Origin of the sequence: Bacillus cereus group sp. BfR-BA-01331 (assembly GCF_022663915.1) — a bacterium.
GTDB classification, from domain to species: Bacteria; Bacillota; Bacilli; order Bacillales; family Bacillaceae_G; genus Bacillus_A; species Bacillus_A mycoides.
Map to the genome: position 1 here is coordinate 181628 of NZ_JAKUGJ010000006.1, position 17371 is coordinate 198998.

Sequence of the window (17371 nt, forward strand, 5' to 3'; positions counted from 1 at the left end):
GCACTTCCTCGCTTACGTTCGCCCTGTCATCCTATGACAGTTCTCACCTATTGATCTAATTTTTGATCGATAAATGATGTGTCTATATCCGAACCAAACCATTCTGCCAACTTCACTCGCGACTTATCTTTCACATCTTCATTTACGTATATCGATGCTTGTAATAGTGCGGCCATTAACGCACCTAAATCATCCGTATAACCGACTCCAGCAATGAAATCTGGAATGGCATCAATCGGTGCAATGAAATAAGCAAGTGCTCCGATTACAATAATTTTCACTCGTTTTGGAACATCCGGTCTTTGCAAAACGTAAAACAACAATAAACTCGCATAGATTACCGACTGCCCTGCCTGCTTCGCAACATGTTTTATTTTCTTCCAAAACGCTTCAACTGAAAATTTTTGTTTCATTCAAAAGCCTCCCTATTTTCAAAAGAAATAAGCTACAATATGTTATGTTATCAGTAAAAGTTCATCAAAATTACACATAATCTATCAATGAAATTTCATTGTAACAAACAAAACCAAAAAGAACAAGTGTTCGTTAATTTTTTCATATTTTCCTTCATATAATAGTTTTCTAGACAACCACTTAAAGATTTCTATTCCATATTTCTCAACCAAAAAACTTTCAATTCCGCTTAACATTCTTTTCTATTTTTGTTATATTTTCTAGTTGACGGGCATATAAACGAATGTTAAAGTTTTCTCTGGTAGTGACAAATCACATACAAAAAATGTAAAATGTTATAGTGTTTCTCAGAAATGAATTTTGTTGTATAATACAGAAATGACGTTATGCTTATGAGCAGCACAAGAAACCAAAAAGGGTATGCATAGTTAAAGTCGTATATGGGTGAATATAGAAACTCTAATTATGGCCAAGAAAACTATGTATTTTTTATTTTAGCATTTTTCGCTCCAAAATCGACCAAGCCTGATAGAGAAAGGGTGGAAATGAATGAAAGAAACCATGAAATCACAATTTCAAAATGTGCGTTTCACTTTATTCGTAGCTTTGGCCGTATGGCTAAAATCCTACATCATTACACGCACTAGCTTCGATTTAAAACTTGAATCTTTCATGCAAGAATTCATTTTATTCATTAGTCCATTAGCAGCATCATTACTGTTTGTGGGTCTTGCATTATTTGCAAAAGGGAAAAAACGTAACTATATAGCACTAGGAATTAACTTTATCTTAACGTTCATTCTTGTTGGTAACGTAATGTTCTACGGATTCTACAATGACTTCGTTACTTTACCAGTACTAGGACAAACGTCTAATTTCGGAAGTTTAGGTTCCAGTGTGAAAGAATTATTTAACTTCAAAATCATCCTTGCATTTGCGGATATTATCGTATTCTTCGTTCTATTGAAGAAGAAGAAAGATTTTGCACCGACAGAGCGTGTAGCACGTCCGATGCGTTCCCTATACTTCGTGTCAACAGTTGCTATTTTCTGCGTAAACCTAGGATTTGCAGAAGCTGAGCGTCCAGAACTATTAACACGTTCATTCGACCGCGTTATGCTTGTTAAAAACTTAGGATTATATGTACACCAAGCATACGATCTTGGCCTACAAGCAAAATCAAGTTCACAAAAAGCGTTTGCTGATAGTAGTAAATTACAAGAAGCAGAAAACTATGTGAAAACAACACAAAGTAAACCAGATCCAAATATGTATGGTACTGCAAAAGGGAAAAACGTAATTGTTGTCTCTCTTGAATCATTACAAACATTCTTAATTGGTGCGCAAGTTAATGGACAAGAAGTTACACCATTCCTAAACCAATTTGCGAAAGAAAGTTATTACTTCGATAACTTCTTCCATCAAACTGGGCAAGGTAAAACATCTGATGCTGAATTCTTAGTAGATACTTCGTTATATCCACTAGACCGTGGTGCTGTATTCTTCACACACGGTAACAACGAATATACAGCAACTCCAGAAATTTTGCGTGAGCAAGGGTATCACACATCAGTATTCCACGCAAACAACGCAACATTCTGGAACCGTAACATTATGTATCCGGCACTTGGTTATGATCGTTACTACAACGAACTTGACTACAAGATTACGCCAGAAACAAAATTAAACTGGGGACTAAAGGATATCGAATACTTCGATCAGTCTATCGATATGTTAAAACAAGTGAAGCAGCCGTTCTATACTCGCTTCCTTACTTTAACAAACCATTACCCATTCACTTATGATGACGGTACGAAGTTAATCGATGAATACAACTCTGGCGATGGCGTATTTGACCGCTACATGGTAACAGCTCGCTACTTAGACGAAGCAATGAAGCACTTTATTGAGCGTCTAAAAGCTGAAGGTATTTACGACAACTCTGTTATCGTATTCTACGGTGACCATTATGGTATTTCTGAGAATCATAACCGTGCAATGGCACAGTTCTTAGGAAAAGAAGAAATCACTACATTTGACCATATGAACTTACAAAAAACACCGATGTTTATTCACGTTCCAGGTCAAAAAGAGGGTAAAACAATTTCAAAACCAACTGGTGAAATTGACATTAAACCAACAATTCTAAACCTACTTGGTGTAGATTCTTCGAATCAAATCCAATTCGGTCATGATGTATTCTCACCAGACAATAAAGGATTCGTTGTTCTTCGTGACGGTAGCTTCATTACAGATAAGTACATGTACACAAACAGTACATTCTACGATCGTAACACAGGTGAAGTTGTACAATTACCGAAAGAAGAAGCTCAACCACTTATTGATCGTGCACAAAATGAATTGCACATGTCTGACAAAATCATTGAAGGCGACTTACTTCGCTTCTCTGAAAGCAATAAGATCAAAACTGGTGAAGTAAAAACGGTTATTAAAGAAGAAAAGAAGAGCGCTGAGTAACCTCAGCCTCTTTTTTATTTTCCTCTCTACACATTCTTCTATACATTAACTTTAAAATTACATAACCTTCACCTAATATTTACACCACATTAACGAAACATCTTTATAATAAAATATGTAAACAAGGTTCTACATATTTCTTATCTCTCATCTTCAATAAGATCCCTTAAAGAAATATGTTCATCATTTGTTTTCAACTTTCTTATAATTGTCTTTCCAAGTGTTTTGTTTGCATAAATGAAACCTTTAAAGACGATGTCCCTATGAAAGATAGCTACCCTCCTTTTGCAACATTCCATACGAATGTTGCTTTTTTTTTTCAAAAAGCAGGATTCTTATTTCTCATTTCCGAATTTGTATATACAAAATGCTATAAAGTGAAACTTTCATCAGTGGGGGTTTTGTTCATCCCACACTGATTATTCGCCCTCACCAATCGGGCATTTACGGGCAGTTAATGCGGGATAAATCACCACTACTTCTCTGTGATTTACAAAATACATATACGTCATATGTATAGAATTGCTTACATAAAAATTACTATAGTGATTTTTATTCATGTACTAACGAAAGGATGGGACGAAAATTGGCATACGAAAGATTTGTACTATGGAATGATGCAGTTATTGATACAACAAAACATCGCGCGTACATAGAACTTGAAGAAAGAGGTTTACAATTTGGCGATGGCGTCTATGAAGTTATTCGCCTTTATAACGGAAACTTTCACTTATTAGACCCACATTTAACAAGATTATATCGCTCCCTTGAAGAAATAGAATTATCACTTCCTTTCTCAAAAGCCGAACTCATCATCTTACTCTACAAATTAATTGAAAACAATAATTTCCACGAAGACGGAACAATTTACTTACAAGTATCTCGTGGTGTACAAGCTCGAGCACATGCATTTTCATATGACACATCTCCGACAATCTATGCTTATATTTCAAAAAAAGAAAGACCATCTTTATGGATTGAATACGGTGTACGTGCTATATCAGAACCTGATACACGTTGGCTCCGCTGTGATATTAAATCGCTAAATTTATTACCAAATGTATTAGCTTATACGAAAGCTGAACGCAAAGGTTGTAAAGAAGCACTTCTCGTACGAAATGGTATTGTAACTGAAGGTAGCCACTCTAACTTCTTTCTCATAAAAAACGGAACACTGTATACGCATCCAGCCAATCACCTTATTTTAAACGGCATTATTCGTCAGTACGTCCTTTCTTTAGCTAACACTCTTCAACTTCCTGTAAAGGAAGAGCTTTTCAGCGTTCGCGATGTTTATCAAGCAGATGAATGCTTCTTTACGGGAACGACTATTGAAATTTTACCGATGACCCATCTCGATGGAACTGCGATTCAAGATGGTCAAGTTGGCCCTATCACCAAATTACTACAAAGGTCATTTTCTCAAAGCCTTTTAAAATCCAACAGCACATCTTCCTAAATACGAATAATCTTCTCATTTTCCACATCAAATATATGTATTTAAATGGAAATCAAGGTGCAGATTTATACCTTGATTTTTTTTTGTAACCTTTTTGTCATATTCAGATTACCACATAAGTCTTGACAGTAATCGACATGCTCTTTAGAATTTTTAACAGTTGGTAAATATTTCTTCACTACATTACAGACAGAAAGGAATCGAAAAATTATGAAAAAATACCTTGCCGGTCTTGCGGCAGTGTCTGTAGCAGGAGGAGCAGCTCCTACACTTGATAGTGTTCAAGCTGCCCCTGAACAAAATACACAAAAAGCTGCTACACAAACTGTCCAAGCTTCCGCATCAAACAATTCATCATATACGGTGAATGCTAGCGTACTACACGTTCGTGCAGGATCAAGTACTTCTCACGACGTCATCTCTCGCGTTTATAATGGTCAATCATTAAACGTAATTGGAGAAGAAAATGGTTGGTTCAAAATTAACGTTAATGGACAAACTGGTTTTGTTAGTGGCGAGTTTGTATCAAAAAACGGAGCAACGAATAACAATGTAAGCACAGGTGGAAACAATAAAGTTACTGCTGATGTATTACGTGTACGTACAGCTCCTAACACTTCTAGTTCTGTTTCAGGACGTGTATATGAAGGACAAACTTTAAACGTAATTGGAGAAGAAAATGGTTGGGTGAAAATCAACCATAACGGACAAACTGGTTATGTTAGTAGCCAATTTGTATCAGGCACTTCTTCAAATACTGGCTCTACAAGCAATAACAACAATAACAATGAAACAACTGTTCAACCAGCAAGCGGAAACTATACAGTAAATGTATCTTCCCTTCGCGTTCGTACAGGCCCTAGCACTTCTCATCCAACTGTAGGTTCTGTTAAACAAGGACAAGTAGTACAAGTTGTAGGCGAAGTTCAAGATTGGTTCAAAATCAATTACGCAGGACAAACAGCTTACTTAAGCAAAGACTACGTAACAAAAGGCGGTTCTAACGAAAACGTCACTCAAGGTAACAACCAAGAGCAAAATAATAATGAAACTGTTCAAACTGGCGGTACTTACGTTGTTAACGCAACATCTCTACGTGTTCGTACAGGCCCTGCTGCTTACCATAGTGTAATTGGCGGCGTGTTAAATGGTACAACATTAAACGTAGTTGGATCTGAAAACGGCTGGTTTAAAGTAAACTACCAAGGAAAAACAGGCTATGTTAGTAGCGAATTTGTAAAATTCGTTAAAGGTGGCACTGCTACTCCTGAACAACCGAAACAACCTGATCAAGGTGCAATTGGTGACTACTACATTAATGCTTCTGCACTAAATGTACGTAGCGGCGAAGGTACAAATTATAGAATCATAGGCGCACTTCCACAAGGACAGAAGGTTCAAGTAATCTCTGAAAACTCTGGATGGAGCAAAATTAACTACAACGGTCAAACTGGTTACATCGGAACACGTTTCCTATCTAAAACACCAGTTGGTGGCGCAGTAGATAATAAGCCTAACGACAACCAAAATAACAATCAAAATAATAACAACAATAACAATACTAATAATAGCGGTGACAGTTCTTCTCTACTTGCATACGCGAAATCTATGCAAGGCGTACCATACGTTTGGGGCGGTACTTCTGCTAACGGTGTTGACTGCAGTGGTTACATCTACCACGTATTTAAGAAATTTGGTCATAACATCAGCCGTCAAAGTGTTGCTGGATATTGGAGCAGCTTACCACAAACTTCAAGTCCACAACCTGGAGACTTAATTTATTTCAAAGACACTTATAAAGCAGGTCCTTCTCACATGGGTATCTACCTTGGGGGCGGATCATTTATCCAATCTGGAGATAAAGGTGTAGCAATCGCTTCATTAAGCAACTCTTATTGGAAAAGCCATTTCTTAGGGTATACGAAAGCACCTTAAGTTATAGTTTCAGAGCCTTCTAGTTTACTAGAAGGCTCTTTTTAAAGGACTCGATATAGTACTTCCCTTTCATTCTCTCTACGAAAAAATTATGCGTTCATTTTCCTATTTCATACACTATATTCTATTAAAATTCCCCAAAATGTTATCATAATGAATATATTCCCACAAAAAACATAACCTATTTCATGTCTATTCATTTTATATGTGTTTTTTCAAAGAATTTTCTTTTTATTTAAACTTTTCGTTAGACGTTTGACCTCCGATGTCCATTATGATAAGTTACTTAAGATGTTATATTCGCAAAAGTATAGACAACTGGTTTATACACTTTTTTACTATGAGGAAGGAGCATACACTGCATGAATGTTTTATGGGGAATTGGCGGCGTGATTGGAGTATTAGCAATTGCTTTCTTACTATCTTCTAACCGCAAAGCTATTAATTGGCGCACAATTTTAATCGCGCTAGCATTACAAATGACATTTTCATTTATCGTATTGCGATGGGATGCTGGAAAAGCAGGCTTAAAAGTTGCTGCTGATGGCGTTCAAGGATTAATTAATTTTTCTTACGAGGGAATTAGGTTCGTTGCTGGGGATTTAGTCAACGCAAAAGGCCCTTGGGGATTTGTTTTCGTTATTCAAGCACTACTTCCAATTGTATTTATTAGTTCATTAGTTGCAATCTTATATTACTTAGGTATTATGCAGAAATTTGTTAGTATCGTTGGTGGTGCATTAAGTAAACTTCTTGGAACTTCTAAGGCAGAAAGCTTAAATGCAGTAACAACTGTATTTTTAGGACAAACAGAAGCACCAATTTTAATTAAACCATACTTAGCACGTTTAACTAACAGTGAATTCTTCACTATTATGGTAAGTGGTATGACAGCTGTTGCCGGATCAGTTCTTGTCGGATATGCAGCAATGGGAATTCCACTAGAACATTTATTAGCAGCAGCAATTATGGCAGCTCCATCAAGTTTATTAATTGCAAAACTAATTATGCCAGAAACAGAAAAAGTAGATAATAATGTTCAACTTTCAACAGAGCGTGAAGACGCAAACGTTATCGATGCAGCTGCACGCGGTGCATCTGAAGGTATACAACTTGTTATTAACGTAGCTGCAATGTTAATGGCCTTCATTGCATTAATCGCTTTATTAAATGGCTTATTAGGATGGGTTGGTTCTTGGTTCGATATTAAACTTAGCCTTGATTTAATCTTCGGTTACTTATTATCACCATTTGCAATCTTAATCGGGGTTTCTCCAGGTGAAGCTATCCAAGCAGCAAGCTTTATCGGTCAAAAACTTGCAATCAACGAATTCGTTGCATACGCAAACTTAGGACCACACATGGCAGAGTTCTCTGCAAAAACAAATATGATTTTAACATTTGCAATCTGTGGTTTTGCAAACTTCTCTTCTATCGCAATTCAATTAGGTGTAACAGGAACGTTAGCTCCTACTCGCCGTAAACAAATTGCACAATTAGGGATTAAAGCAGTTATCGCTGGTACACTAGCGAACTTCTTAAACGCAGCAGTCGCAGGTATGATGTTCCTATAAACTCATGTAAAGTCTCCTCTTTTAAAGAGGAGGCTTTTTTATATAACATAAATATAATTTTCATATATATTAAATACTTTATGTATAGATGTATAGACGCTATGTTACAATAATTAGTATGCCTGTTTATTTTTTCTTATAAAAGAGGGATACTACTTGATGTATCTCGCCCCAAAAAACTTCCAGCTACATGGTCATTTCTTAATAATTGTGCATACTACAAATATCCAGCACGAATTATTTTTAAGGAGGAAAGTTTCGTGAAAGATAAGTCCTATAAAGTCCTCTCTATGTGGATTTTACAAATTTTATTTTATTTTACTACTGTACATGTGACGAAATATGAGCACGCGCTCATTTTTACAATTATATATGTCATCATAAATGTACTATTCTTATTTTTACCTGATAAAACAGCATTTATTTTCTTCATACTGGGAACAATCATTTCAGTATTCTATTTATTTTATCAAGCGTGGCTTCACTTATGGAGTACATCAGATCAATGGGAATATATTATTACCCACTTCCTGATGGCAGCTAACTTCTTCATTGTTTATATTTCAACCCATCTATTAAAAAAGGTTATCCTTAAAAATAAAGAGTTAACTGAACGGGTAAGAGTGCTTGAGCAATACATTGGAGAATCAAAATTATTAACAAGACAAGAATTCGAAAGACGACAAGCTTTATTAACAACTGCGATGAATCGTCGTAATGAAACAGGCATTATCATTTTCTTTGATTTCACTTCCTTTAGTAAATATACGAAAGAAAGTGTCATGGATCGTGTAGCTTCATTATTAGTTGATACAGTCAGAGCTGACTTTGACCTTGCTGCTGAATATGACAGCAACACATTAGTTATTTTATTACAAAATACAAATGAAGCCGGTGCTGACATTGTAATGAACCGTCTACATCCAAAAATGGCACAATGGCTTGCTGCTGAAGCAATTCAAGATATTAAAATAAAACGAGAACAAATCAATACAAAGGGACATATCACATTATGATGACACTCGTTATGCTTCTTTTATTTATTTTGTTTTGTGTACTTGTTTTCTGGATTAGCATCACATTTTCAATTAAATATGTATTGATTTTTACGGCCTTTCTATTCTCTGCTTTACTCGTTTATTACTCTTTCTTAACAATTGCGGGTTTAATTCATCGAAATAGTAAACGAAAAGATCGTACGCTAGAACATTATCCAAGTGTAGATATTTTAATACCTGCCCATAATGAAGGGGTTGTTATTAAAGATACATTAGAAGCAATGGCAAAGATTGAATACCCAGGCAAACTAAACGTTTATTTATTAAACGATAACTCTCAAGATGAAACACCTGAAATTGGAGATGATTTCGACAAAGCTTATGCTCATATTCATCACATTCGTGTACCACCTGGTGAACCGAAAGGAAAATCGCGTGTATTAAACTACGGCCTTAGCATTTCGGATGGTGAATATTTCTGTGTTTACGATGCAGATAATCAACCTGAACCACATGCACTGCGAATGCTCGTAGAACATGCTGAAACAACAAAGGATGCCGTTGGAGCAGTTGGACACGTTCGTACAGTAAATGAGAAAAGAAACTGGCTTACACGAATGATTTCATTAGAATTTCAGATTTTCCAGCTCCTTATGCAATCTGGACGCTGGCTATTATTCCAAACAGGTTCACTAACCGGAACAAACATGCTTCTTCGTCGTTCCGCATTAGAAGAACTTGGCGGCTATGATCCTTATGCAATTGCAGAGGATGCCGAATTAACATTAAGAATTACCCAAAAGGGCTATCTCTTACCAATCGTCCCGGAATCGATCACATGGGAACAAGAACCTGAACATTTAAAAATCCTTATAAAACAGCGGACACGTTGGCTTCAAGGAAACTTATACATTTTAGAAAAAATGTTTTCTTCGTTAAGCTTCTTTAAAGGAAAACTTCTCGTCCATTCTTTACAACAAGTTTTAGTGTATGTCGTATTTTGGCTATTCCTAATCATTTCAAACGTTTGGTTTGTAATTGGACTGCTCGGCATATTCCAAATTCAATATAGCATTCCATTACTATTTATGTGGTATGTCGCATATATTACATATGTTTCTCAATTATTTAGTGCCCAGAGCGTCGAACGAACCTTTACACCGACCAACATTTTCATAAGCGTCATTATGTACTTTACGTACGCACAGCTCTTTACGTATTTGTTTATTCGCAGTCTCATTCTTTACTTACGCGCAAAGAGCAAGAAACAAGTAATTGGTTGGGATAAAACAGTACGATTTAAAAAAGAAAAATAGATTTCATTAAAAAATAAGCACAGAGCGCCGTATGCTCTGTGCTTATTTTTTACCGTAATACTATATATATCAGACAATACCCCTTAGCTGAAAGTTATTTCACGTCCATCCCCCAACGAACGATCGACCTTCATTTATATACGAAAAAGTGATTGCTATTTTTGTAGAACCAATTGCTTCTCTTGATGCTCTTTACGAGTTTCAGTCTTTGGTTCCGTGCTTTCTTGGGCATTTCGATGTGCCACACGTTTCAAACAAATATGCTTCCACTTTCTTTCGTAACGTTTCATTATTCTAGTTGTCCCCCTTGAATGCGCTTTAAAACTATTTGAAATCGCTTACAGGAAATAATATAGCACATATACATAAAAGTAACAACACATTTCCGACATATTTTTGTCAAAAATATGAATATAATGTGTAAAATATCGGATATTGTCGAACTATATCGATTTTTCTTTTTAAATTACCGATATCTATAGTATTCCGCAACAAAGTAATGCTTTTCCTACAATAGTATAGAACAGTGAAAAAGGACTGCCGAATGTCAGCAGTCCTAATACTATTTATATATACAGAATTTTTTTCTTCTATTATTAATGTTGTTTCATGCGTCCTTCTTTTTGCAACTCTTTAAATAGTGCTGCAATCATAAAGAAAATAACAAATACGAACGGGAAGGCCGCAATAATCGACGCAGTTTGCAGCGCCTCTAATCCTCCGACATACAATAAGATCGAAGCTAACGCCGCTAGAACAATACCCCAAACCATTTTAATACGATTTGGTGGGTTTAAGCTACCATGTGTCGTTAACATCGCTAGAACAAACGTAGCAGAGTCTGCCGATGTAATAAAGAATGTTGAAATAAGTAAAATGGCTAACACACATAAAGCCGGTCCCATACTACCCATTTGGTCTAACATCGCAAACAATCCTACTTCTGTGCCCATTTCTTTAATTTGTCCATATATATTTGCATCATCAAATAGCTCCATGTGAATACCTGTTCCTCCGAAAACAGAGAACCAAAGCGCACCAATTACTGTTGGTACGAGTAACACACCAACAACAAATTCACGAATTGTACGCCCGCGTGACACACGAGCAATAAACGTACCTACGAATGGTGACCATGCAATCCACCATGCCCAGTAGAAAATTGTCCATGACTGAATCCATTGATTTCCGCCTTCATTTAATGGACTTAAACGGAAACTCATACTTGGCAATTCTTGAATGTATGAACCGATTGTTGAAGTGAAATAATTCATAATAAAGTTTGTTGGACCTGCAAATAATACAATTATCATAAGTGCAAACGCTAAAATAATATTCGCATTACTTAAATATTTAATTCCTTTATCGAGTCCCGTTTGCGCAGATAGCATATAAAGAACAGTTACAATTCCGATGATTACTAGCTGCGTTGGTAATGAGTTTGGAATGGATGTTAAATAACTAACACCACCCGCAATTTGCTTTGCCCCAAGTCCTAATGATGTCGCCACACCAAATACTGTCGCAAATACAGCTAGAACATCAAACGTATGTGCAATACGGCCATGTTCACCGCCTTTAAATAGCGGACCCACTGTCGCACTAATTGTACTTGCTCTTCCTTTTCTAAATGTAAAATACGCAATACATAATGCTACAAGTGCATATAATCCCCACGGATGTAATCCCCAATGGAAAAATGAGAAACGAAGTGCAAGACGTGCACTCTCTTCAGTCGCACTCTCTCCAAACGGAGGTGTGTATAAATGGTTCATCGGTTCTGCGACACCCCAGAAAACCAAACCGATTCCCATACCGGCACTAAATAACATAGCAAACCATGTCATATAACTATAATCAGGTTCATCATCATCTTTACCTAAACGAATCGAACCGTACTTAGAAACAATTAAGAAAATAGCAATTCCTAAGAAAATAGAAACGGAAATAATATAGAACCATCCAAACTTACTAACTAACGCAGCTTGAATTACAGTCGTTACATTTCCTAAGCTACCTTTTCCAATAATAGATTCGGGAATAATCCCCCAAAGTGTAAATGCAATACATAATGTTAATGAGACAATAAATGTTTTCGTCAGTTTCCTCATCAAATCCCCCTTCGTATGTTTCATTTCTTGTAAAAATCATAAATTCCGATATGTTAAATCGGATAGAAAACCATAGTTTTTTGTGGTGATTTTCTTTCGGCTCTCTCAAGTTTGCCTTCACCAATTAGAGTTCTTATGGACAGCCTTACCTTCCGTACAACCTTTCCACTCTGCAAGAGCTACAAGATTGGAATACTACTGTCAAATTGTGTGAGAAAAATGCGGATGGGAAGAGATTTTCCCAAAAAAGGATGTGTTACAGTTTTAAAAAAGGGCAGATTTATTCTTTACAACCCTTTCTTCTTGTAACAATTATGCGGTTTTTTGCTAGTATATAGCGCGTGTTTATAACTTCACAAACGAGATGTTTATGTTTATATAACTATATTACCCATAAAACGGGAAAATACTCAAGGAATGTAACTGTATAGTAATCATTATGTAACACCTCTGTAATATTTTTATTTACACCGAAAAAAATATGTTGTATTAAATATTTTGAATATAACTAGAAACCTACTAATTATATGGAATGAAAAACGCTTTCCTCTCATTCTAGCTATATTACAAAGTGTTAACGACTTATTACGAATGGTTTGTAATTGTGTGTTTTCCCAAAATCCGAAAAAATCTGTTGCTATAATGAGGACACGAAAACAAACGCAATGGAGGCTATCATGAAAAAATTAATTGGAATAGCAACAGCAGCAGTTTTTGGTCTTGGGATTTTCACCGCATCTGCTAATGCAGAAACTGTTGTAACAACAGACGTACTAAACGTACGAGAAAACCCTACTACTGAATCAAAAGTTGTCGGTAAATTACAGAATGGTCATAAATTAGATGTTCTAAATACAGAAAACGGATGGTCACAAATCAAATTAGATGGTAAAGACGCATTCGTAAGTGCAGAGTTTACAAAGAACTCTTACTATGTAACAGCTAACGTATTAAATGTACGTGCTGAAGCGAACACAAACTCAGAAATTCTTGGAACGCTTAAGAAAGACGATATGATCGAAACAACGAACCAAGTACAAAATGAGTGGTTACAATTTGAATATAACGGGAAAACGGCTTATGTTCATGTTCCTTTCTTAACAGGTACAGCACCTGTTATCGAGAAACAAGAAACGCCTGCTCCTGCTAAAGCTGCAGCACCAGCTAAGGCTCAAGCACCTGCACCAGTAAAAACAGCTGCTAAGCCTGCTGTGAAAGCTGCTGAAACTAGCGAACCTTCTAATGGTCGTGAGTTAACAGTTGTAGCTACAGCATATACAGCTCATCCGAGCGAAAACGGTGGCACATACGGCGGCCGTGTATTAACTGCAATGGGTCATGACCTAACAGCGAACCCAAACATGAAAATGATCGCTGTTGACCCGAAAGTAATCCCATTAGGATCTAAAGTATGGGTAGAAGGTTATGGAGAAGCGATCGCTGGTGATACTGGCGGTGCAATTAAAGGTAACCGTATCGACATTCTACTTGGATCAGATAGCGCTGCTAACAAATGGGGACGCAAAACTGTTAAAGTGAAAATTTTAAAATAACCAATGACTGCTAAGTTACAGCCGGTTCTCTTTATTGAGAGCTGGCTTTTATTTTTTATATAATACATATAAGGAGGTGACGTCCATGAATTTACAAGCTAAGGTAGACTGGGTCGGTACACCAAAGCCGTACATATATAAAGATGATGTCACATATGATGCAATCGCAATTGACTTCTCACTAACAAACGATGACAATCGCTATAAATTAATTGTGCTCAAGTCTGAAAAAAATACACATTACAAACTCGTACAATACGGAATAAAACCAGGCTCTCAAAAGCCATTCCCTATTGATATTCCATTCGAGCAAGAAATGCTACCGCTCATAAAGCAAATATTAAATGATCCATATGTAGAAGCGATATTAAAGGAAGCCCGCTTCTAATTGCAAAAAAGGATATCACCTAGTAGGATTTTCCAACTAAGTGATATCCTTTTTACTTTCCCTTCATGAACACGAGTAGAGAAAATTATATCAACGGTTCAACATGGAATATCGATTTACCGACAAAGATTGACAATAACGGCAAGCTACCTAAAGAAAGAGGCTGTTCAAAATTGAACAGCCTCTTTCTTATATTAACGAGTCGGACCAGATACTTCCTCTGATTTCAGCGTATTATTCGCTCCAAGAGAATGGTACAATATCTTTCCATTTCCATTAACAGTAACGATATGGTCATTATTAAAGCTCTTGAATTTTACAGAGCCGTCACCGTAACGAATATGATATTCTTCATATGTCGTTACTTTATATTTCGTTGCACTTTGACGTTCTACATTGCGGATATTCATTGTCAATAAATCTTCTGTGATTCCTTTTTTGTGTAGATATTGTAAGTAATCATGGTCTTCCTTATACGATTTCCCGCTCTTATCATAATTATTTTCAATTAAACTAAAATCGTTTAATGCAATTGCACGCACGTTATTATAAATATGATTTTGTACAAAATCCCCAACCGCTGAACTAGAAGCTTCTTTTGGGAACTTTAAGTAATATGTACTTTGATCTCCAACTTTAATACTTTCAGATTTCATCACACCAAATTCAGCGTTTTTCTCCAAATGTACTTCTACCGTTTCATCCGTCGGTACAGGACCAAGTTTATAACTTCCGTAATTTAACTTTCCGCGTTTCTTGCCATTAACAAATACAGTTGCATCATTTTCATCAGACGAAATGGTTACATAATTTCCTTCAAGTGATAAATTCACTTCTACTGTCCCATTCTTTTCATCTGCTAAATCCACTTCTTTTTCTGTCTCTAATTCAGCAAGTTCCGTCTTCGCCTTTGCCTTTACAACATAAGCACCCGGGAAGTATGGACCTAATTCTTTCGAAGTTTTATCACTAGAAAGCTCTGTTTCTTTTTTATCATTCACATATATTTCAGCATTCTTTGCAGTTGTGCTAACATTCATGTAATACGATTTCATGCTGAACTTATACTTCGGATACAAGAACCATTCTTTCCCGTCTTCTATAATTTTCCCATCTTTAAAAGATGCTTTATCACTTGCTAACTTTTGATCTACTGTCTCTCTTTGCAAATATGATAACAGTTCTTTATTATAAGAAGGATTCTCTTTTAAATAACGGATATACGCCTTAATATCTTCTGTCTTAACCTTTAAGGTTGGATCGTCTACTTTCAAAATCTCATCGATTGCATTCACATCTTTATTTTGGAATGCTTCAATCATTGCATTTACTTGCTTTTCCTTCGAAAACTTGCTCGCACCGAATTTATATGCGCCAAACAAAATAGCAAAAACAATGACAAAACCTATAAGTAAAAACATGTTTTTCTTACTTTTCACTGGCTTTGTTTCTCTCCGCATTTCTGAATGAGAAGAAGCTGTTTGATCAACAATTTCTTCTACTTTACTTCCGCAATCAGGACAAAAGTTCAAATGATCCGCAACTTGTTTATTGCATGTTCCACAAAACTTCAAGTATTTCTCCCCCTTATTTTTTTACTAATTTCATACCCACGAATGTTAATACGTAAGAAATAAGAAAACTACCTACTATTAAATATAGCGTGTTACTTTGAATAGATAATATCGGTCCAGAAATTCCAGCGAACTCCTTCATAATTTCCTTACTTCCTGAAGCTGTAATATGAATTTTTGCTAATCCATTTACACAAAGCATCATCACAGTATAAACAGCGCTAAACACTGCTATAGTTACGTACATATTTCGCATACGATATTGAGCCAATTTCATTCCAGCCCTAACTAGTAGAATACATGGTAGAAGAATTAATAATCCCCACCAATGTAAATATGAATTAAAATCATCAATATCTTTTATACGATCAGCACTAGCACCATTAGCGATTTCCAGGTCTTTTAAAGACGTACCCTGTATTGATATGCCTGACATATACGATACATGCAGCGGCCCTTTTTCGACTGAATATCTATGCATTTCTCTCTCCATATTTCCCCACTCAATTTCAGTTGGAGAAAGATGGGCCATATTCCACATGAAAGGTGTTGCTTCTAAAGAAAGTAATACTTTATACGCCTTCTCTGGAAAATCAATTGGACCCATTGATTTTGAACTACTAAATAAAATCGTAATAAGCATAATACCAAATGTAATAAGTAGTCCTTTCAAAACAGTCACTATACTATAATAAATAGACGTTACATACGGGACAAACTGACTAGTAGAAGAAAGCATACGATGCGGTCCTGCTTCAATACTCATACCAATAAAGCTGAATAATAGGCCAAATATAATACCAAACAATAAACTAACAACATGAGAATATACAACATCAATAGTCATCGTTTGATAGAAATAAGAAATAGATGTAGAAGAACTTGCCATAAAGCTTACAATACATAAGAAAATACCGTATATCATGCCAATTACACATGATGTCATGAACTTCTCTCGCCAACTAATTGAAGGTTTTTTTCTTTCAACAAAAAATCCACTTCCACCTAATATAAGTGCCGGAATAGTTACCAAGATGAATAACGGGATATGAAGAAGGAATGACATCGTGTATGCCCCGCTCCCGCTAATTTCAATACCTATTAAATGACACATTAAAATTAATGGTGCTATACCAATAAATGATTGATTAATGGTAGTCATATTCAACATACCATCTGTATTTCTAACCGCTGTCTCCACTACATCATTTATAGCAGAATCTATTATTAAACTGCCAATGAAGCCTGCAATGAACATACATACAATTGCAAAAGCACCACCGAATAATCCTTTTTTCAGCATACTTCCTGATGCATTTACATGTAATTGCGCTCCTGCATTTGGTAACTTTATGTTCGATTCTTTTTGGGCGACTCCTAATAAAGAATCACCGCATTTCTCACAATATGTAGCATATTCTTTACTTTCCTGTCCACATGTTCGGCAATACTTCGAAGATTGCGGGACTAACATAACATGGCTATCTATACTATCCGTACTTGAGCCGTCATGTGTACAATAGTTTACTGCCTCAGGCTGTTCTAAACCGCAAATTTTACAATACATGTTC

The 17371-nt window shown here is 36.0% G+C and carries 13 protein-coding genes; 8 read left to right on the forward strand and 5 right to left on the reverse strand.

All coding sequences use genetic code 11. The features are described 5' to 3' along the window. Positions 1-47: 47 nt before the first annotated feature. Positions 48-413 (reverse strand): YkvA family protein, encoded by a 366-nt coding sequence (locus MR155_RS13680; protein ID WP_002089647.1) that lies wholly within the window; start codon positions 411-413, stop codon positions 48-50. Positions 414-963: 550 nt separating this feature from the next. On the opposite strand from MR155_RS13680, the gene MR155_RS13685 reads away from it, so the two are divergent. The 6 genes from MR155_RS13685 to MR155_RS13710 all read left to right on the forward strand — a co-directional run bounded on the left by MR155_RS13685 (position 964) and on the right by MR155_RS13710 (position 10174). Then, positions 964-2892 (forward strand): LTA synthase family protein, encoded by a 1929-nt coding sequence (locus MR155_RS13685; protein ID WP_219300907.1) that lies wholly within the window; start codon positions 964-966, stop codon positions 2890-2892. 574 nt (positions 2893-3466) lie between these two features. Beyond that, complete coding sequence (locus MR155_RS13690; RefSeq protein WP_242310178.1) at positions 3467-4351, forward strand: D-amino-acid transaminase; 885 nt, start codon at positions 3467-3469, stop codon at positions 4349-4351. A gap of 210 nt (positions 4352-4561) precedes the next feature. After that, positions 4562-6286 carry a C40 family peptidase gene (locus MR155_RS13695; RefSeq protein WP_242310180.1) on the forward strand — a complete coding sequence of 575 codons (1725 nt, stop codon included), beginning with the start codon at positions 4562-4564 and terminating at the stop codon, positions 6284-6286. 362 nt (positions 6287-6648) lie between these two features. Then, entirely contained in the window at positions 6649-7860 is a 1212-nt protein-coding gene (locus MR155_RS13700; protein ID WP_002016182.1) for a NupC/NupG family nucleoside CNT transporter, read from the forward strand. A 260-nt stretch (positions 7861-8120) separates the two neighbouring features. Then, positions 8121-8876 carry a diguanylate cyclase domain-containing protein gene (locus tag MR155_RS13705; RefSeq protein WP_201053373.1) on the forward strand — a complete coding sequence of 252 codons (756 nt, stop codon included), beginning with the start codon at positions 8121-8123 and terminating at the stop codon, positions 8874-8876. Further along, positions 8873-10174, forward strand: a complete 1302-nt coding sequence (locus MR155_RS13710; protein WP_002139087.1) for a glycosyltransferase family 2 protein — start codon at positions 8873-8875, stop codon at positions 10172-10174. Before MR155_RS13705 ends, MR155_RS13710 begins: the two co-directional genes overlap by 4 nt. Before the next feature lie 155 nt (positions 10175-10329). Here the strand turns inward: MR155_RS13710 and MR155_RS31785 are convergent, their stop codons facing one another. Together MR155_RS31785 and opuD are read right to left on the reverse strand one after the other, a co-directional pair. After that, entirely contained in the window at positions 10330-10464 is a 135-nt protein-coding gene (locus tag MR155_RS31785) for a hypothetical protein (RefSeq protein WP_002068447.1), read from the reverse strand. A 306-nt stretch (positions 10465-10770) separates the two neighbouring features. After that, the gene (opuD, locus tag MR155_RS13715; RefSeq protein WP_242310182.1) at positions 10771-12285 is read right to left on the reverse strand and encodes a glycine betaine transporter OpuD; all 1515 of its coding nucleotides are present in this window, start codon (positions 12283-12285) and stop codon (positions 10771-10773) included. A 677-nt stretch (positions 12286-12962) separates the two neighbouring features. Here opuD and MR155_RS13720 point away from each other — a divergent pair. Both MR155_RS13720 and MR155_RS13725 read left to right on the forward strand, forming a co-directional pair. Further along, a complete protein-coding gene (locus MR155_RS13720) occupies positions 12963-13838 on the forward strand; it encodes a cell wall-binding protein EntA (RefSeq protein WP_242310184.1) in 876 nt (291 codons plus the stop codon). 85 nt (positions 13839-13923) lie between these two features. Continuing rightward, entirely contained in the window at positions 13924-14226 is a 303-nt protein-coding gene (locus tag MR155_RS13725; RefSeq protein ID WP_242310186.1) for a DUF3910 family protein, read from the forward strand. 194 nt (positions 14227-14420) lie between these two features. Here MR155_RS13725 and MR155_RS13730 read toward each other — a convergent pair whose 3' ends face one another. Further along, positions 14421-15800, reverse strand: coding sequence for a zinc ribbon domain-containing protein (locus tag MR155_RS13730; protein WP_242310188.1), 1380 nt, complete (start codon positions 15798-15800; stop codon positions 14421-14423). Between the two features lie 13 nt (positions 15801-15813). After that, complete coding sequence (locus MR155_RS13735; protein WP_242310190.1) at positions 15814-17367, reverse strand: hypothetical protein; 1554 nt, start codon at positions 17365-17367, stop codon at positions 15814-15816. Between the last annotated feature and the right edge of the window lie 4 nt (positions 17368-17371).